General features: G+C 71.3%; 14 protein-coding genes and 1 pseudogene. 10 read left to right on the forward strand and 5 right to left on the reverse strand.

The annotated features are described in order from the left end of the window. Window positions 1–125: 125 nt before the first annotated feature. Both ETD83_RS04900 and ETD83_RS04905 read right to left on the reverse strand, forming a co-directional pair. The gene (locus ETD83_RS04900) at window positions 126–1172 is read right to left on the reverse strand and encodes a peptidoglycan-binding protein (protein ID WP_230420683.1); all 1047 of its coding nucleotides are present in this window, start codon (window positions 1170–1172) and stop codon (window positions 126–128) included. Further along, window positions 1169–1687, reverse strand: coding sequence for a hypothetical protein (locus ETD83_RS04905; RefSeq protein ID WP_138643837.1), 519 nt, complete (start codon window positions 1685–1687; stop codon window positions 1169–1171). The genes ETD83_RS04900 and ETD83_RS04905 overlap by 4 nt, the downstream gene beginning before the upstream one ends. A 255-nt stretch (window positions 1688–1942) precedes the next feature. On the opposite strand from ETD83_RS04905, the gene ETD83_RS04910 reads away from it, so the two are divergent. From ETD83_RS04910 to ETD83_RS04920, 3 genes are all read left to right on the forward strand, one after another. Next, a complete protein-coding gene (locus ETD83_RS04910) occupies window positions 1943–2818 on the forward strand; it encodes an SMP-30/gluconolactonase/LRE family protein (RefSeq protein WP_230420684.1) in 876 nt (291 codons plus the stop codon). A gap of 138 nt (window positions 2819–2956) precedes the next feature. Further along, window positions 2957–3619 carry a response regulator transcription factor gene (locus ETD83_RS04915; RefSeq protein ID WP_138643839.1) on the forward strand — a complete coding sequence of 221 codons (663 nt, stop codon included), beginning with the start codon at window positions 2957–2959 and terminating at the stop codon, window positions 3617–3619. Continuing rightward, window positions 3616–4866, forward strand: a complete 1251-nt coding sequence (locus ETD83_RS04920) for a sensor histidine kinase (protein ID WP_230420685.1) — start codon at window positions 3616–3618, stop codon at window positions 4864–4866. Before ETD83_RS04915 ends, ETD83_RS04920 begins: the two co-directional genes overlap by 4 nt. On the opposite strand, the gene ETD83_RS04925 is transcribed toward ETD83_RS04920, so the two are convergent. Next, window positions 4863–6602 (reverse strand): AMP-binding protein, encoded by a 1740-nt coding sequence (locus ETD83_RS04925; protein ID WP_230420686.1) that lies wholly within the window; start codon window positions 6600–6602, stop codon window positions 4863–4865. The genes ETD83_RS04920 and ETD83_RS04925 overlap by 4 nt on opposite strands. Window positions 6603–6778: 176 nt before the next feature. Here ETD83_RS04925 and ETD83_RS04930 point away from each other — a divergent pair, with 176 nt between their 5' ends. The 3 genes from ETD83_RS04930 (at window position 6779) to ETD83_RS04940 (ending at window position 10830) form a co-directional block, all read left to right on the forward strand. Next, window positions 6779–7957, forward strand: a complete 1179-nt coding sequence (locus ETD83_RS04930; RefSeq protein ID WP_230420692.1) for a thiolase family protein — start codon at window positions 6779–6781, stop codon at window positions 7955–7957. Further along, window positions 7954–10047 carry a 3-hydroxyacyl-CoA dehydrogenase NAD-binding domain-containing protein gene (locus ETD83_RS04935; RefSeq protein WP_138643841.1) on the forward strand — a complete coding sequence of 698 codons (2094 nt, stop codon included), beginning with the start codon at window positions 7954–7956 and terminating at the stop codon, window positions 10045–10047. The genes ETD83_RS04930 and ETD83_RS04935 overlap by 4 nt, the downstream gene beginning before the upstream one ends. A 261-nt stretch (window positions 10048–10308) precedes the next feature. Next, window positions 10309–10830 (forward strand): hypothetical protein, encoded by a 522-nt coding sequence (locus ETD83_RS04940; RefSeq protein ID WP_230420687.1) that lies wholly within the window; start codon window positions 10309–10311, stop codon window positions 10828–10830. Window positions 10831–10932: 102 nt separating this feature from the next. Here the strand turns inward: ETD83_RS04940 and ETD83_RS04945 are convergent, their stop codons facing one another. Beyond that, window positions 10933–11748 carry a hypothetical protein gene (locus ETD83_RS04945; RefSeq protein WP_205717501.1) on the reverse strand — a complete coding sequence of 272 codons (816 nt, stop codon included), beginning with the start codon at window positions 11746–11748 and terminating at the stop codon, window positions 10933–10935. Between the two features lie 82 nt (window positions 11749–11830). Beyond that, window positions 11831–12823 (reverse strand): RICIN domain-containing protein, encoded by a 993-nt coding sequence (locus ETD83_RS04950; RefSeq protein WP_138643843.1) that lies wholly within the window; start codon window positions 12821–12823, stop codon window positions 11831–11833. 406 nt (window positions 12824–13229) lie between these two features. On the opposite strand from ETD83_RS04950, the gene ETD83_RS04955 reads away from it, so the two are divergent. From ETD83_RS04955 to ETD83_RS04970, 4 genes and pseudogenes are all read left to right on the forward strand, one after another. After that, window positions 13230–14714, forward strand: coding sequence for an amino acid permease (locus tag ETD83_RS04955; protein ID WP_138643844.1), 1485 nt, complete (start codon window positions 13230–13232; stop codon window positions 14712–14714). Window positions 14715–14774: 60 nt separating this feature from the next. Further along, a complete protein-coding gene (locus tag ETD83_RS04960; protein WP_138643845.1) occupies window positions 14775–16136 on the forward strand; it encodes an FAD-dependent oxidoreductase in 1362 nt (453 codons plus the stop codon). 71 nt (window positions 16137–16207) lie between these two features. Beyond that, window positions 16208–16573 (forward strand): hypothetical protein, encoded by a 366-nt coding sequence (locus ETD83_RS04965; protein WP_131965692.1) that lies wholly within the window; start codon window positions 16208–16210, stop codon window positions 16571–16573. Between the two features lie 63 nt (window positions 16574–16636). Next, window positions 16637–17761, forward strand: a pseudogene (locus tag ETD83_RS04970) (IS701 family transposase); the annotation flags it as partial. Window positions 17762–17921 lie beyond the last annotated feature (160 nt).

Here is a 17921-nt window from a genome sequence, read left to right on the forward strand (position 1 = left end):
CCCGGACCCCGAGGGCCCGACGATCGCGGCCAGCTCCCCCGCCTCGATCACCAGGTCCACGCCCCGCAGCGCCGCGACGCCGCCCCCGTACTCCTTGGCCACCCCGGCCAGCTCCACGATGTTCGTCATTCGGCGGGCACCCCGACCCGCACGCCTTCGGCGATCCCGGCCCCGGCGACCTCGACCCGCCCGCCGCCGAACGCCCCGATGTCCACGGCGACAAGGCGCCTGCGCCCACCGTCCACGACCTCGACGCCGAAGCCGCCCTCGCGCAGCGCCAGCAGCGCCTCCACCGGCACCGACAGGACGCCCTTCCGCCGCTCGCTCTCCAGCTCGACGCTGACGGGGGCCTCGTCGAACCGTCCCGTCCCGGCGCCGCCGAGGGAGATGTCGACGCCGATCGTGGTCTTCTTCTCCTGCCCCTCCCCCGTGCTCTCCGCGACCTCGCTGACGCCGCTGATCGTCCCCTCGACCTTCTTGCCGCCCGGCAATTCCACGGAGACCCTGGCGCCTTTCCGTGCGAGGTCCTGCTTGTCGGCAGCCAAATCAACATGGACGACCCGCCGAGTGCCGGCCACGGTCAGAACGGGCTGCCCCTTGGCCGTCTGCTTTCCCTCCGGCGCCTTGAGCTCCCTTATCTGCACGGGCCCGTCCAGGAAGACGACCTGCGCGCCGTCGACCATTCCGCTCTGCGCAAGGCCGCGATCGCCCTGCCATTCCTTGACGGCGATTTCAGTGGCCTCGGTGAACTCCTCGTCCACGGTCATCCCTCGGTACCCGAGTGCCCGCAGATTCTGTTCGAGCTGCCGCACGTCCTTTCCCGAGTCGCCGTTCTTGAGCACCCGGTGCATGGGACTGCCGCCGTACATGAGCGTCACAGGATCACCCGCGACTTTCAGAAGCGTCCCGCCCCGCTTGACCGTTGCCCCCTGCTTCGGAGCCCACGTCACCACACCGGACGCGCCCGCCCACACCTCCCGGATGTCGTCGTGGGTGAGCTTCCCGTCGACCGTCTCGGTGTCCACGAGATCACCTCGGCCGACCGCGGCGGTCCGCAGCTTCGCCGTGTTCCCGGCCTTCGCCTCACCGCCGTCGACCGTCCAGGCCAGCGCGCCTCCCCCGCCGACCACCACCACGACGGCCACACCGCCCGCGACCGCTCCGCGCCTCACTTCCGAGCTCCCGGCAGGCTGCCCCTGCACGCCGCGCGCGCCTTCTCGACCGCGTCCATGCCGGCGCCCGCCGACGGAATCGTGATCTGCCCGTCCGGCCCCGGATCGGGAATGTCCACACCGTGCTCGCGCATGCACTGCGCGAACTTGGCGTACTGGTCGCGGGTCTTCGGGTCTTTGAGATCGGGGAGTTTCCCCCCGGCCTTCAGCCACGACTTGCACTTCTCCAGCGCGGCCTCAAGCTTCTTCCGGTCGGTCCCCTTGCCCAGCCGCATCGCCTTCTGGTCGACGCTGCCCGGGTCGGGGACGTCCACCCCGTTCTCCCGCATGCACTGCGCGAACCTGAGCTGCGCGTCCTCCGGCGAAAGCGACGCCCCGGACGGGGGCGACGCCGACGCCTTGGCCGCCGCCGACCCGCCGACACTCGCCACCCCGCTCCCCTCGTCACTCCCGCACCCGGCGACCCCGAACACGACCGACACAGCGATGACCACGGCGCACATCCGACCCCTCATGACGTCCTCTCCACCGAGGCCGCACACCCCGGACGAAGCGCCATAACACCCCCCAAGGGGTTAAACCCGCATTAGCGGTTTGGGGGACTTGGGGGCGGGGCGTATTGGCTGAGCGTGCCGATAATGCGTGCCATGACGGCGCTGAGCAGGCATTTGATGTGGTCATGGAGGGGGGCGCGGGTAATGGGTCTGGCTCGGTTGGGCTGGGTGCGGGACGTTGATGCCATGTGGTCTCGAATTCTCAGCACTGCACTGATGGTCGGGCTTCTGGTTCCCGTCGGGGCGTCCGCCCGGGGGGACGCCGCGGCGCCGCCCGATCGAATCGCGTTGCCCGCCGGGTTCCAGCCCGAGGGGATCGCGGCCGGGCCCGGGAAGGTGGCGTTCCTCGGCTCGCGGGCCACGGGGGCGATCTACCGGGCCGATCTGCGCACCGGAGAGGGAGAGGTGATCAACCCGGGGCCGGGCACGCCCTCGCTCGGCATGAAGACCCAGGGGCACCGGTTGTACGTGGCCGGCGGGCGGGGCGGGGACGCGCGCATCGTGGACACCCGGACCGGCGCCGTCCTGCGGTCGTTCAAGCTCACGACGAAGACGGCGTTCGTCAACGACGTCACCGTCGGCGCGGACGGGGCCTACCTCACGGACTCGACCAATCCCCAGCTCTACCGGATCCCGCTCGACGAGGACGACGCCGCGGACGTGAAGACCATTCCGCTGAGCGGCGACCTCGTCTACCAGCAGGGCTTCAACGCCAACGGGATCGCCGCGCTCCCGGACGGGAAGTCGCTGATCCTCATCCAGTCCAACACCGGAAAGCTGTTCAAGGTCGACTCGCAGACCGGCGTCGCGAAGGTCATCGACCTCGGTGGCGAGATCCTGACCGCGGGGGACGGGATCCTGCTCGACGGCCGGACCCTGTACGCCGTGCAGAACGCGCTCAACACCGTGGCCGTCATCGAGCTGACCGAGGACGCCACCGCGGGAAAGATCGTCAAGAAGCTGACCGACCCGCGGTTCGACGTCCCCACGACCGTGGCGAAGTCCGGGCAGACGCTGTACCTCCCGAACGCGCGGTTCAGCACTCCGCCGACCCCGGACACCCCGTACGACATCATCGCCGTCCAGTCGTGAGGCGATGATCCGTGCACGGGCCGGGTCTCTGACCATTGTCCGGCGTCCCCGGGGCGGCGCCGGCGGCGGGCGACCGCCGCCGGGGTCGCCGCCGGTTCCTTATCGGCGTTTAACCTCCCGCCGGTCATGCTCGGCGGCATGCGTGTTCTGATCGTCGAGGACGAGCGGGTGCTCGCGGACGCGATCGCCGAAGGGCTCCGCGAAGAGGCGATGGCCGTCGACGTGGTGTACGACGGCGACGACGCGCTGGAGCGGGCGTCCTACAACGAGTACGACGTGGTGGTCCTCGACCGCGACCTGCCGACCGTCAGCGGCGACGACGTGTGCCGCGGCCTGGTGGAGCGGCGGAGCCCCGTCCGGATCCTGATGCTGACCGCGGCCGGCGACGTCGACGACCGGGTGGACGGGCTGTCCCTCGGCGCCGACGACTACCTCCCGAAACCGTTCGTGTTCGGCGAGCTGGTGGCGCGGGTGCGGGCGCTGGCGCGCAGGTCCGGGCCGCCGGTGCCGCCGGTGCTGGAGCGGCGCGGCATCCGGCTCGACCCCCACCGGCGGAAGGTGGCGCGGGAGGGCCGGGAGCTGCGGCTGACGAAGAAGGAGTTCGCCGTGCTGGAGGAGCTGATGCGGGCGGAGGGCGGCGTGGTCAGCGCGGAGCGGCTGCTGGAGCGCGCGTGGGACGAGAACATCGACCCGTTCAGCAACATCGTCCGGGTCACGATGGCGACGCTGCGCCGCAAGCTCGGCCAGCCGCCGGTGATCGAGACGGTGACGGGCTCCGGGTACCGGCTGGAGACCCGGTGAGGACCGCGCTGCCGGTGCCCCGGCTGAGCGTCCGGACGCGGCTGACGCTGGTGTACGGGTCGCTGTACCTCGTCAGCTCGGCGGTCCTGGTCGCGGTGACGTACCTGCTGACCGTCCACACCATGGACCAGCGCCTCAACTTGGCCGGCTCCGATGTCAGCCCGGCGGCCTTCACGCGGCTGCGCGACCTGGCGTCCCAGGGCGACGTCACCGCGCTGGTGGAGCTGAAGGCGGAGGCGAACCGGCAGGTCGCCGAGCAGAAGCGCGACGTGCTGGAGCAGCTGCTGCAGAGCTCGCTGATCACGATGCTGGTGCTCGGCGTCCTCGCCGTGGTGATCGGGTACGTGGTGGCGGGGCGGATGCTGCGCCCGCTGCACGCGGTCACCGCGACGGCGCGGCGGCTGTCGGAGAGCAACCTGCACGAGCGGATCCCGCTGGACGGCCCACAGGACGAGATCAAGGACCTGGCGGACACGTTCAACCGGATGCTGGACCGACTGAACCGCGCGTTCGACGTCCAGCGCCGCTTCGTCGCGAACGCCTCGCACGAGCTGCGCACGCCGCTGACCATCAACCGGACGGTCCTGGAGGTCGCCCTCGCCAGCCGGAAGAGCCCGCCGGAGACGAAGGCGCTCGCGGACGTGCTGCTCGGCAACACGGCCCGGCACGAGCGGCTCATCGAGGGGCTGCTGACGCTCGCCCGGTCCGAACGGCACCTGGCCGCCCGGACCGCGACGCCGCTGCCGGACGTGGTGCACGGCGCGCTCGGCCATCTCGACGACCTGGCCGGCGAGACGGGCGTGGACGTGGAGGCGCGGCTCTCGCCCGCCGTCGTGACCGGCGATCCCGTCCTGCTGGAGCGCTGCGCGGTGAACCTGCTGGAGAACGCGGTGAAGTACAACGTGAAGGACGGGCGGGTGTGGGTCCGCACCGGGGTGCGGGACGGCGCGGCGTTCCTGCAGGTCGTCAACACGGGGCGGCCCGTCCCGTCGTACGAGGTCGAGGCGATCTTCGAGCCGTTCCGGCGGCTGCGGCCCGACCGCAGCGCCGCGCGCGACCGGAACGCCGCACGCGAGCGGACGGGGTCGGCGGACGGCACGGGACTCGGCCTGTCGATCGTCCGGGCGGTGGTCGACGCGCACGGCGGCACGATCGAGACGGTCCCCCGGGACGGCGGCGGGCTGTCGATCACCGTGCGGCTGCCCGTCTCCGAACAGCCTGTCCTCGCACCTGCCGCGGTCCCCTAGCTCGCCGGTTCGGCGGCGGGCGGCCGCCGCTGCGGGCTCGGCCGCGGGCCCGGGCTCGGCCATTCGACGCGTCCCTCCGGCGCGGGACGGCCGGGACGCGCCGCCAGCCAGCGGTGCACGACCTTGCCGGTCGCGTTGCGGGGCAGCTCGGCGATGAAGTGCACGTCGCGGGGCACCGCGTACCGGGCGACATGGGCGCGCACGTGCTCGCGGACGGCGTCCGCCTCCAGCCGCGCGCCAGGCCGCAGGACGATGTACGCCGCGAGCCGCTGCCCCCACTCGTCGTCGGGGACGCCAACGACGGCGGCCTCGTGGATCTCCGGGATCCGCAGCAGCGCGTCCTCCACGTCGCGAGGGACGACGTTCTCGCCGCCCGACACGACCATGCCGTCGCCGCGCCCGTCCACGAACAGGAGCCCGCGGTGGTCGATGTGCCCGAGGTCGCCGGTGGCGAGGAGCCCGTCGCGGACCTCCATCGGCTCGCCGCCGGTGTACCCCTCGAACAGCAGCTCGTTCGCGGCGAAGATCTGCCCGATGGCGGCGCGGCCGAGCCTGCCGCCCTGCGCGTCGAGGATCGCCAGCGCGGTGTTGCGGGGCGGCCGCCCGGCGGTGCGCGGGTCGAGCCGCAGGTCGCGCGGGGTGGCGATGGACACCCAGGACGCCTCCGTCGAGCCGTACACGTTGTAGAGCCGGTCGCCGAACTCGTCCATGACGCGGGTGGCGAGGTCGCCGGGCAGCGCGGCGCCGCTGAGCGCGACGATCCGCAGCGAGGACGTGTCGTAGAGCGCGCGGACCTCGGGCGCGAGGTCCAGGATCCGCTGGAACATCACCGGGACGGCGAACACGGTCGTCTCGCGGTGGGAGGCGACGGCCCGCAGCGTCCGCTCGGGGTCGAACCTGCGGTGCAGGACGACCGGCGCCCGCAGCGCCCACGCCATCTGCAGCGCGGCGTACCCCCAGGTGTGGAACAGCGGCGCCTCGATGATCATCGTCTGGCGGGCGCGGAGCGGGATCCGGGACGTCATCGAGGCGAGCGGCCACGGCCCGGGGCGGGGCGGGCGGCGGGCGCCCTTCGGGCGTCCGGTGGTGCCGGAGCTGAGCATGATGGTGCGGCTCTGGATCTGCGGCGGCCTCGCGGCGGCACTGGACGCCGGGACGGACCGGACGATGTCGTCCAGCACGGGTCCGCGCCCCGGGCCGGGGGCCCGGTCGGACCACAGCACGGTCCGGCGCAGCGCGATGGGGACGCCGGCGAGCAGCGGCGCGAACTCGGCGTCGGCGACGATCAGGTCGGGCCGCAGCTCGCCGAGCACGGCGCGCATCTGGCCGGTGCCGAAGCCGGTGTTGAGCAGGACGACCTCGGCGCCGCGACGGCTGCACGCGACGAGCGTCTCGACCGTCCCGCGGTGGTTGCGGCAGAGCACCCCGACGCGCGGGCGCGGGCCGCTCAGCGGCAGCCCGGCGGCGAGCCGCGCGGCGCGCTCGTCCAGCTCGGCGAACGTGACGGCGCCCTCGTCGTCGATCAGTGCGAGCCTGGCCGGGGAGCGGGCGGCGGACGCGGCGACCAGCCCGGCGAGGGTGGTGCCCCAGCGCCGCAGCGCGCCGAGCTGCCGGCCGATCCGGCGGGGGCCGCCGGAGAACAGCAGCCCGGTCTTCAGCAGGAGGGCGGCGAGGTCGCGGATGTGCCCGATCCGCCGGCGCATCCCCGGCCGGTAAGCGGGCCTCGCGTGCGTCACCGCGGCCTCCTCCTCCGGCGACTGCCAGCCACGTTATCCAGGGGTTCACCTGCCGGACAAGGCCGGGTGCGGGGCGATCCCGGCGTCAGTGGTTACTGACGAGTAGCATGGCGGTCAGGAGCACACCGGACCCATCGCAGGGAGGACGACCCGTGCCTCGCACCGCACGCGACGTCGTGTTCGTCGACGGCGTACGCACACCGTTCGGCAAGGCGGGCCCCAAGGGCCTGTACGCGGAGACACGCGCCGACGACATGGTCGTCCGCGCGATCCGCGAGCTGCTGCGCCGCAACCCGTCCCTGCCGCCCGAGCGGGTGGACGAGGTCGCCGTCGCAGCCACCACCCAGACCGGCGACCAGGGCCTCACCATCGGGCGGTCCGCCGCCGTGCTGGCCGGGCTGCCGAAGAGCGTCCCCGGCTACGCGATCGACCGGATGTGCGCGGGCGCGATGACGGCGGTGACCACGACCGGCGCCGGCATCGCGTTCGGCTCGTACGACGTCGTCATCGCGGGCGGCGTCGAGCACATGGGACGGCACCCGATGGGCGAGGGCGTCGACCCGAACCCGCGGTTCCTCGCCGAGAGGCTCGTCGACCCGTCCGCCCTCGTGATGGGCTCGACCGCGGAGAACCTGCACGACCGGTTCCCCGGCATCACCAGGGAGCGCGCGGACGCCTACGCCGTCCGGAGCCAGCGGAAGGTCGCCGCCGCCTACGCCGCCGGGAAGATCCAGCCCGACCTCGTCCCGACCGCGATCCGCTCCGCGGAGAAGGGCTGGGGGCTCGCGACGGAGGACGAGCCGCCGCGCCCCGGCACCACGCCGGACGACCTGGCCGGGCTGAAGACGCCGTTCCGCGTGCACGGCAACGTCACGGCCGGCAACGCCGCCGGGCTCAACGACGGCGCCACCGCCTGCCTGCTGGCCGCCGAGGACGTCGCCCGCGAGCTCGGCCTCACCCCGAGGATGCGCCTCGCCGACTTCGCGTTCGCCGGTGTGGAGCCGGAGGTGATGGGCGTCGGGCCCGTCCCCGCCACCGAGAGGCTCCTCGCCCGCAACGCCCTGACCATGGACGACATCGGCCTCATCGAGATCAACGAGGCGTTCGCGGTGCAGGTGCTGGCGTTCCTGGAGCACTTCAAGATCGCCGACGACGACGCGCGGGTGAACCCGTGGGGCGGCGCGATCGCCCTCGGGCACCCGCTCGCCTCGTCCGGCGTCCGGCTGATGAACCAGCTGGCCCGCCTGTTCGAGGAACGTCCGGACGTCCGGTTCGGACTGACCACGATGTGTGTGGGCATGGGCATGGGCGGAACGGTCCTCTGGGAGAACGTGAACTGGGAGGGGTCCAAGTGAGCGACGCAGCCGTTGGAGAACTCTTCGCGGACGAAGTCGTCACGCACGCTGTCGTCCGCGACGTGGCGCTGCCCAACGAGGCGGGCACGCTAGCGCTCATCACGCTCGACAACGGGCACGACCACACCAAGCCCAACACGTTCGGGCCGAACAGCCTCGCCGAACTGGACGCCGCCCTCGACACGATCGCCGTCCGCGACGACATCGCGGCCGTCGGCGTCACCGGCAAGCCGTTCATCTTCGCCGTCGGCGCCGACCTCAACGGCGTCCCGCTGATCCAGAGGCGGGAGGACGCGGTGGCCATCGCCAGGCTGGGGCACGACGTGTTCCGGCGGCTCGGCGAGCTGCACGTCCCGTCGTTCGCCTACTACAACGGCGCGGCGATGGGCGGCGGCGTCGAGATCGGCCTGCACTGCTCGTACCGGACGATCTCGTCCGGCGTCCCGGCGTTCGCGCTGCCCGAGACGTTCCTCGGCCTCGTGCCCGGCTGGGGCGGGACGTACCTGCTCCCGAACCTGATCGGCGCGGAGAAGGCGCTCAAGGTCGTCATCGAGAACCCGCTGTCCCAGAACCGGATGCTGAAGGGCCCGCAGGCGTACGAGCTGGGCATCGCGGACGCGATCTTCGAGCCGGCCGACTTCCTGGAGGAGTCGCTCGCCTGGACGGCCCGCGTCCTGAACGGCGAGATCACCGTCCGCCGGGCCGAGGTCGACACGGGCAAGGCGTGGGACGACGCCGTCGCCATGGCCCGCTGGAACGTGGACGGCAAGCTCCACGGCGCGGCCCCGTCCTATCCGAAGGCGCTCGACCTCGTCGCCGCCGCGAAGGACCGCACCCGCGACGAGGGCTTCGCCGCCGAGGACGAGGCACTCGCCGACCTCATCATGAGCGACGAGCTGCGCGCCGGGCTGTACGCGTTCGACCTCACGCAGAAGCGCGCGAAGAAGCCCGCCGGGGCGCCCGACGCCTCGCTCGCCCGGCCGGTCACCAAGGTCGGCGTCGTCGGCGCGGGCCTGATGGCGTCCCAGCTCGCGCTGCTGTTCGCGCGCCGCATGGAGGTCCCGGTCGTGCTGACCGACCTCGACCAGGAGCGGCTCGACAAGGGCGTCGGCTACGCACGCGGCGAGATCGACAAGCTGCTCGCCAAGGGCCGCGTGTCCCCGGACAAGGCGAACCGGCTCAAGTCGCTGATCACCGGCTCGCTCGGCAAGGACGCCTTCGCGGACGCCGACTTCGTCATCGAGGCCGTCTTCGAGGAGATGTCGGTCAAGCGGAAGGTGTTCGCGGAGGTCGAGGAGCACGTGTCCGCCGAGTGCGTCCTCGCGACCAACACCTCGTCGCTGTCGGTCAGCGAGATGGCGGCCGGGCTCGAGCACCCGGAGCGCGTGGTCGGCTTCCACTTCTTCAACCCGGTCGCGGTGCTGCCGCTGCTGGAGATCGTCCGGGGTGAGGCGACGGACGACGCCGCGCTCGCCACCGCGTTCGCGGCCGGCAAGGCGCTGAAGAAGTCGTGCGTGCTGGTCAAGGACGCCCCGGCGTTCGTGGTCAACCGCGTCCTGCTGCGGCTGCTCGCCGAGATCGTCCGGGCGGTGGACGAGGGCACGCCCATCGAGACCGCCGAGCGCGCCGCGCAGCCGCTCGGCCTGCCGATGCCGCCGTTCGTGCTGATGGGGCTCGTCGGCCCGGCGATCGCGCTGCACGTGAACGAGACCCTGCACGCCGCGTTCCCGGACCGGTTCCCGCTGTCGGACAACCTGGCGAAGCTGGTCGCGTCCGGCAAGCCCGGCGTGTACCTGCCCGACTTCTCCCTCGACCCCGAGGCCGTGGAGATCTTCGGCGGCGGGGACCGCCCGTCCACGCAGGAGCAGGTCCTCGACCGGGCGCTGGCCGCGCTCGCCGACGAGATCCGCATCATGCTGGACGAGGGCGTCGTCGCGGCCCCGCAGGACATCGACCTCTGCATGATCCTCGGTGCGGGCTGGCCGTTCCATCTCGGCGGCATCACCCCGTACCTGGACAGGTCCGGCGTCTCCGAGAAGGCGACGGGACGCCGCTTCCTGGCCCCGGGGGTCGCCTCCCTAAACGGCTAGCCCGCGGCGCACGAAGGCGGGGCACAGCGCACTCACCGGAAGAGGCGCTCCGGGCACGCTCCGGAGCGCCTCTTTCGCGTTCCGCGTCGACGGGGCCGTTCAAGACCGTCCCGAACGGCCGCTGACCTGCACGGACGAACCCGAACGAACTCGATCGGCGCACCCGGTTGCCGGGACGGCGGCGGGGCTGGAGTGTCGGTTGCGCCATCCAGACCGGCCCGGTCCTCGACGAGACGACCGGCCACCACCACAGGAGATTCCATGAGTCCCAGGCTCGCCCGCCGTGCCGTGCTGTTCGCGTCCGGTCTCGCCACCGCCGGCGCCATGACGCTGACCGGCCTGCCGGCCGCCTCCGCCGCCGCGCCCTCCCCGTCGCCAGGAGCCGCGTCCCAGCTCAGCGCGGGGACGGCGACCGCCGCCGCACGCCCGGCCATCAAGTGCCTGCTCCGGGTGCACTTACCGCACTACTCGCACCACTCCGACGCGCAGGACAAGCACCGCGTCAACGTGACCGCCGACGTCAAGTGCAACCGGAAGGTCGCGGCGCTGAAGATCAAGGTCCGGCTCTACAAGAACGGCCGGGTCTACAAGACCACCGGGTGGCGCTCGAACGTCGCCAAGTCCAAGATCGCGCACAACGCGGCCCGCCGGTGCGTCAAGAACCAGAAGTACCAGGGCGAGGCATGGGCGGTCGTGAAGTTCCCGCCCGGATACCGGCCGCCGGTGCTGAACGGCCACGTCAAGAGCAGGGTCGTGGTGATCCGCAAGTGCAAGCGCTCCTGACGGAGGCGCCACGCTCGGCCGGCCCCGCCGCCCCTCGTCCCACCGGCATCGAGCCGGCGGGACCGGGCGGCGGGGCCCGTCCCCGTCCGGCGCGGCCCGGCGTCAGCGTGCGGAAGGCCCGTTGATCTGGTCGCTGTCCTCGTCGATCGGGTCGGTCGGCTCCACCCGGACCGACTCCAGGACCGGGTCGCCGAGCAGGTCGCCGATCAGCCGGGGCGGGCCGCCGACATAGGTCGAGTCGAAGTCGATGTCGGTCGCGACGCACCACGAGCGGTCGGCGGGCCAGAACAGGTTGGGCGACTGCGGGCAGAAGAACCCGGCCGTGCGCTCCCCCAGTTCCGTGGCGGCGTCGAGCGGCCCCTCGAACAGCACGTAGTCGCGCCAGGGCAGCCGGACCCGCGGCATGTCGTCGAACGCGGGCGCCACCGCCGCCTCCGCCTCCTGACCCGGCCGCTGCGGCCCTGACGCGTCCGGCATGGCCTCCAGCAGGACCATCGAGGACGTGGTGTCCGCGATCCAGGCCCAGCCGTCCCACAGGCAGAACCAGCACCGTTCCGCGGTGCCGGTATGGCGGGCCAGCACCGCGCACAGGGCGCTCAGCATCGGCTGGGGCAGCTCGCCGCGCTCGGGCGGTTCGTCCCATGGCGGAGGGCCGTCCCCCGCCCCGGACGCCGGACGGGCCAGCGCCTTGAACTGGACGCGCGGATGCATCGAGCGCCCCGTCCACCTGGCCACCTCATGCCAGGGAACCGGCTCCCCCCGGGGCGAGTCGGCGGGATGCAGGATGCGTGCGTAGGCGTCGAAACGGCCGGGCAGCAAGGCTCGGACGTCGGCGTCGAAATCGCCCATCTCTTCCTCCAGCCAGGAAGCGGGCGATGTGTCGGTCACCAGGCGGAGCCGGGAAGGAACGTCGGTCACGCGGGTCACCCCCATGAAAGTCCTGCGGCCCGGCATGTGCGCGCGAGCCTCGGCGTCGGCAGGCCGAGCCTCGGGAGGCGGCCTACCCGGGACCTGTGCTCTCCCCCCTCCACGTGGGGCTCAGCGGTTCGGTGAGGTAGAACTCCTGCGTTCCCCGCCGGACCTCGCGCGGCCGGTTCCCGCCCGGTGCCGGACGGCCCACCTGCACATTCTTACCCGGGTCCGCGACGGCGGCGAGCTTCAATTGCGCGGACAGCAGTTCCCCGCCGTCGGCGAGGGTCCGCACGAGAATCTTCTGACTCAGATTCGAGCGAAGGCACGGCCGGAGGCCGACATTGTCGCCGGCGGTCAACGTGTCCACGGTCAGGCAGAAATCCGCATTCCCGATTTCGACCTTGACCTCATAGGCGTCCTCCGCGGAACGTTGAAAGTGAAAATACTGGCGATGGTGATCCTGGCAATTCTGCTGGGCCAGGTCACCGGCGCCCCTGCCGCGGGCCACGATCGCCATGCATCGCTGCCCCGGAACGATGTGTATCTGGTACCAGCCGTCGGCCGGCCCCGAGGCGGAGACGAGTGCCGGAACCGCCGCTCGCGGGGGCCTAGGCGCCCGCGCCTTCGCGGCGGCCCCGTCCTCCTGGACGAAGGCGTCGTGCCCGGTGGTCAGCAGCGCGACCAGACCGAGCAGAAGGACCTTGACCGGACTGCCGCGACCGCGCCGCGCCGCCTGACGCGCCCGCGCAGCGGCCGAGACGGCCGGGACAGCGCCCGTGAAAGCGCCCATGGGCGGCCACGTCGCGGCCTCCTCGGACGGAAACCGGCGCCCCGTCTCCGCCACGGCCAGGCGGCGGCGCGTGTCGGTCCAGCGCCGGACCATGTCCTCACCGCCGCCGCAGGCCCGCACGAAGGCCACGAGCATGGGCTCGGACGGGAGGGACGCGCGGCTCAGCGCGGTGGCCAGGCTGCTCGGCGGGAGCCGGTCCCCGAGCGCGGCCGAGCGCTTCTCCAATTGCCGGTAAGAGAGCCCGGACCACGCCTTCAACTTCCGGGCGACTTCGACGAACTCCGCAGTCATGCGCACATTGCATGGATCCGGAGGCGATCCGGCCATGACATCACCCCGTAAAGAGTCCCCGTTCAGTCGAGCAGCCTACCATTCATGATCTGCCGCACCCACTCGAATATCCGGCCCGATGCCCTCGAATGGTGCCGCTCACCGGCGAAAGGTCACCGACCGGGTTCGACTCGGCACTGACCTGATCCGGACAGTTATTGAAAAGTGCATAATCAGAACCGCCCCGGCGCGGAACGGAGACCGAAAGGCGGGCCGGGCGGGGGCCCGGGCGCCGCCGCGTCGATCATGGCGGCGCTTCCCGTCCAACCCGACACCGCCCCATACATCGCGACATAAGGCGCCCGCGATCGGGCATAGGGCTGACGGCCGTGACGATCAAGCAACCGGGCCGGAAAGGGCGGGGAGGATGACTCTGCTGCGCACGAAGTCGGTCGAACAGTCGATACGCGACACCGAGGAACCCGGGCACCGGCTCCGGCGCGCCCTGTCGGCGCTGGACCTGACCGTGTTCGGCGTCGGCGTGATCATCGGGACGGGCATCTTCGTGCTGACCGGCCAGGTCGCCCGGGAGAAGGCCGGGCCCGCGGTCGCGCTGTCGTTCATCCTCGCCGCCGTGGTGTGCGGGCTCGCGGCGCTGTGCTACGCCGAGTTCGCCTCGACCGTCCCGGTGGCCGGCTCGGCGTACACCTTCTCCTACGCCACGCTCGGCGAGTTCCCGGCGTGGATCATCGGCTGGGACCTCATCCTGGAGATGGGGCTGGCCGCGGCGGTCGTCTCGGTCGGCTGGTCCGGCTACTTCGCCGCGCTGCTGGACGACGTCGGCGTGACGATACCGGCGTCCATCTCCGCACCGCCGGGCGACGGCGGGACGGTCAACGTCCCGGCGATCGGGCTCGTACTGGCGGTGACGGCGCTGCTCGTGTTCGGCATCAAGATCTCCTCGCGGGTCAACGCGGTTGTCGTGGCCATCAAGGTGTTCGTGGTGCTGCTGGTGATCGTCGCCGGGCTGTTCTTCGTCAAGGGCGCCAACTACGACCCGTTCATCCCGCCGTCGAAGCCGACCGAGGAGGCGGGCGGCCTCGCCGCGCCGCTCATGCAGGTGCTGTTCGGGATCACGCCCGCGACCTACGGCTGGCTCGGGATCTTCTCCGCCGTCGCGCTCGTGTTCTTCGCCTACATCGGCTTCGACATCGTCGCCACCGCCGCCGAGGAGGCCCGCCGCCCGCAGCGGGACCTGCCGATCGGGCTCATCGGCTCCCTCGCGATCACCGCCGTCCTGTACGCGGCCGTGTCGATCGTCGTCGTGGGCATGCAGCACTACTCGGAACTGAGCACCGAGGCGCCGCTCGCGGACGCGTTCAAGGCGAACGGGCATCCCGCGTACGCCACGATCATCGACGTCGGCGCCGTCGCCGGGCTCATCACCGTCGTGATGATCCTGCTGCTCGGGATGAGCCGGATCCTCTTCGCGATGGGCCGGGACAAGCTCCTGCCCGCCTGGCTGTCGGCCGTCCACCCGCGGTTCGGCACCCCGTACCGCTCCACGATCATCATGGGCGTGATCGCCGCGGTGCTCGCCGGGTTCATCCCGCTCGCCGAGCTCGCGGAGCTGGTCAACATCGGCACGCTGTTCGCGTTCCTCGTCGTGTCGGTCGCCGTCGTCATCCTGCGCCGCACCCGCCCGGAGCTGCCGCGCGCGTTCCGGACGCCGTGGGTGCCGGTCATCCCGATCCTGTCCGTGCTGGCCTGCCTGTTCGTGATGATCAACCTGCCGGTGGAGACATGGCTGCGGTTCCTGGCGTGGCTCGCCATCGGCATCGTCGTCTACGCCCTGTACGGCTACCGGAACAGCCGGGTGCAGCGGTCCAGCGAACCGGCCGCGAAACGCTGACTCGCTCCGTGGCCGGGGTCACGGTGTCGTTTTCCGCGCCGGCTGGGCAGAATGGCGCGCATGGCTCATCCTGTGGTCGTCGCGGTGATCGGCTCAGGCCCGGCGGGGATCTACGCCGCCGAGGCGCTCGTCAAGCAGACGGACGGGGACGTCCGGGTGGACGTGTTCGACCGGCTGCCGTCGCCGTACGGGCTGGTCCGCTACGGCGTCGCGCCGGACCACAAGTCGATCAAGTCGATCGCCCGGTACCTGCAGAAGGTGCTGGAGACCCCGGGCGTCCGGTTCTTCGGCTGCGTGGAGCTGGGCCGCGACCTCAGCCGCGCCGACCTGCTGGACTGCTACGACGCCGTGATCTACTCCACCGGCGCGATGGTCGACCGGCACATGCGCGTCCCGGGTGAGGACCTGCCCGGCAGCATCGCCGCGACCGACTTCGTCAACTGGTACTGCGGGCACCCCGACGCCGCCGACCACGAGTTCGACCTGTCCGTCGAGGAGGTCGCGGTGATCGGCGTCGGGAACGTGGCCGTCGACGTCGTCCGGATCCTCGCCAAGACGGCGGACGAGCTGCGCGAGACCGACGTCCCCGAGCAGGTCATCGAGGCGCTGTCGCGCAGCCGGGTCAAGCGCGTCCACATGATCGGGCGGCGCGGCCCGGCGCAGGCGAAGTTCACCACCAAGGAGGCCCGGGAGCTGGGCGAGCTGCCGAACGCGGGCATCCACGTCAGCCCCGAGGACATGGACCTCGACCCGGCGAGCGCCGAGCTGGCCGAGAGCGACCGGCACGTCCGCGGCAACGTCAAGGTCCTGAACACCTGGACCGGCGAGCCGCCCGCCGACCGCCTCCGCCGGATCGACGTGCGGTTCTGGCGCGCCCCCGCCGAGATCGTCGGCACCGACCGCGTGGAGGGGCTCCGGCTGGAGAAGACCCGCCTGGACGACACGGGCCGCGTCACCGGCACCGGCGAGTTCGAGACGCTGCCCGTCGGGATGGTGCTGCGGTCGGTCGGCTACCAGAGCGTCCCGCTGGACGGCGTCCCGTTCGACGAGCGCACCTCCACGGTCCCGAACGACGGCGGCCGCGTCCTCGGCCCGGACGGGAGCCCGATGCCGCGCGAGTACGTCGCCGGCTGGATCAAGCGCGGGCCGACCGGCGTCGTCGGGACCAACAAGTCCGACGCCGCCGAGACCGTCCGCAACCTCCTGGAGGACGTGCTGGGCGACGGCTCCGGGTCGCGGACGCCGCCGAAGCTCACCATCGAGGAGCTGCTGGAGTCGCGGGGCCTCCGCGTCGTCACCTACGACGACTGGCTCCATCTCGACGCCGCGGAGATCGCCCTCGCCCGCGCGCTCGACCGGGGCGAACGCGTCAAGCTCGCCCGCTGGGAGGCGATGACGTCCGCGTGCCGCGGAAGGGAATAATTCACCTTCCGGGTAATATCTCGCCGGGAAGGTAGTGACGGATATGTCACGCTACCGCTACGGTGCGGCCTGTGACCGGCGGTCCAGAACTGTACGGGTTCCCCCCACCCGAGACGGTGCCCGACCTCAGGTGGCTCGGCCCCGACTACGTTTCCGTACTCGTGTACGACCTGACGCAGGGGCTCCTGCGCCAGGATCCGCGCACGTCCGTCATGGGCGTGCGGTGCGAGGGCGAGCCCCGGCTCGACCCCTCGGTCGACACGTCCGGCGTCATCCGCGCCCATGACGCCTGCTTCCCGCTCCAGGTCTTCGTCCGGGACGGGGCCGGACGCCCGTGGCGGCTGCGCGGGAGATGGACGTACTCGGGCCGCGAGCTGGGCACGTCCGCGGCGTCCATCACCCACTTCTGGCAGCTGCTGTCGGCCGAGGGGGTCTAGTACTGCAACGACACTTCGTAACCTCGTCGGTGGCGCATCGTTGATCGTTGTGTGCAGGCAGAGATGACTGACGGGTGGTCAGGAGCGTTTGATGAGTTCGTGGCTCGGTTCGCGGGCCGGTTCGGGCGGGTGGAGTCCCGGCGGCGGATGGTGTCCTACCTGCGGGGACTGCTCGGCGAGAGCGAGCGGAAGAACGGCTGGACTTTGGCCGAGGCCGCCGGGGACGTCGGCCCTCAGGGCATGCAGCGGCTGCTGAACCACTACCTGTGGGATGCCGATGCCGTGCGTGACGACGTCCGTGACGCAGTGGTGGAGCATCTCGGGGATCCCGAGCGGGGAATTCTCATTCTCGACGAGACAGGGTTCCTGAAAAAGGGCGTCCGGTCTGCGGGTGTGGCCCGGCAGTACTCTGGAACCGCCGGCCGGATCGAGAACTCCCAGATCGGGGTTTTCCTGGCCTATGGATCGGGCAAGGGCCGGGCGCTGATCGACCGCGAACTGTATCTGCCGAAAGACTGGACATCGGATCGTGAACGCTGCCGATCGGCCGGCATCGGCGAAGATGTCGAGTTCGCCACAAAACCGGACCTGGGCCTGCGTATGCTCAAACGTGCGGTGGCCTCCGGGTTGCCGTTCGGCTGGGTGACCGCTGACGAGCTCTACGGGCAGGTGAGTCGCATCCGGCTGTGGCTGGAAGAACATGACATCCCTCACGTCCTGGCGGTCCCGAAATCGCAGATGGTCATGACCATGGAGTTCTTCGAGCAGGCCAAGGCCCAGGAACTGGTTGGTCAATTACCCGACTCCGCCTGGACGTCTGTGAGCTGCGGTAACGGTGCTCATGGCCCGCGCGAGTACCACTGGGCCACCGCTGCGATTCGGCCCTGGCGGCGTGCGGGCTGGGACCACTGGCTCCTCGCACGACGCTGCCTCGCCGACAGCACGGACATCGCGTATTACATCTGCTTCTGCCCGGCCGGGACTTCCCTTGAGGAACTGGTGTCCGTCGCAGGATCCCGCTGGATGGTCGAGGAATGCTTTCAAACCGCGAAGAACGAGACTGGGCTCGACCACTATCAAGTCCGCAGCTACACAGCTTGGTACCGGCACATAACTCTCTCTATGGCAGCCCTGGCCTTTCTCGCCGCGCTGCGCGAGAAGGCAAAAAGGGGGGTCTCGACACCGGTAGCGAACGGTCCCTCATACCCGTGACCATGAACGAGGCGCGGCGACTCTTCAACCGCATCGCCTCTCCGATTCGCCATGCTGTCCAGCACGTCATCGCCTGGTCGCTATGGCGCAGAAGAAGCCAAGCCCGAGCCCTCATCAGCCACTACAGATGCAGAGG

The organism is Actinomadura soli (genome assembly GCF_005889715.1).
In the GTDB taxonomy this organism is placed as follows: Bacteria; Actinomycetota; Actinomycetes; order Streptosporangiales; family Streptosporangiaceae; genus Spirillospora; species Spirillospora soli.

What these genes read in the sequence shown, in the direction of transcription:
- ETD83_RS04910 (WP_230420684.1), top strand. Translation starts at nt 1,943, where the DNA reads ATGGTCGGGCTTCTGGTTCCCGTCGGGGCGTCCGCCCGGGGGGACGCC.
- ETD83_RS04950 (WP_138643843.1), bottom strand. Translation starts at nt 12,823, where the DNA reads ATGACTGCGGAGTTCGTCGAAGTCGCCCGGAAGTTGAAGGCGTGGTCC.
- ETD83_RS04915 (WP_138643839.1), top strand. Translation starts at nt 2,957, where the DNA reads ATGCGTGTTCTGATCGTCGAGGACGAGCGGGTGCTCGCGGACGCGATC.
- ETD83_RS04960 (WP_138643845.1), top strand. Translation starts at nt 14,775, where the DNA reads ATGGCTCATCCTGTGGTCGTCGCGGTGATCGGCTCAGGCCCGGCGGGG.
- ETD83_RS04905 (WP_138643837.1), bottom strand. Translation starts at nt 1,687, where the DNA reads ATGAGGGGTCGGATGTGCGCCGTGGTCATCGCTGTGTCGGTCGTGTTC.
- ETD83_RS04940 (WP_230420687.1), top strand. Translation starts at nt 10,309, where the DNA reads ATGAGTCCCAGGCTCGCCCGCCGTGCCGTGCTGTTCGCGTCCGGTCTC.
- ETD83_RS04955 (WP_138643844.1), top strand. Translation starts at nt 13,230, where the DNA reads ATGACTCTGCTGCGCACGAAGTCGGTCGAACAGTCGATACGCGACACC.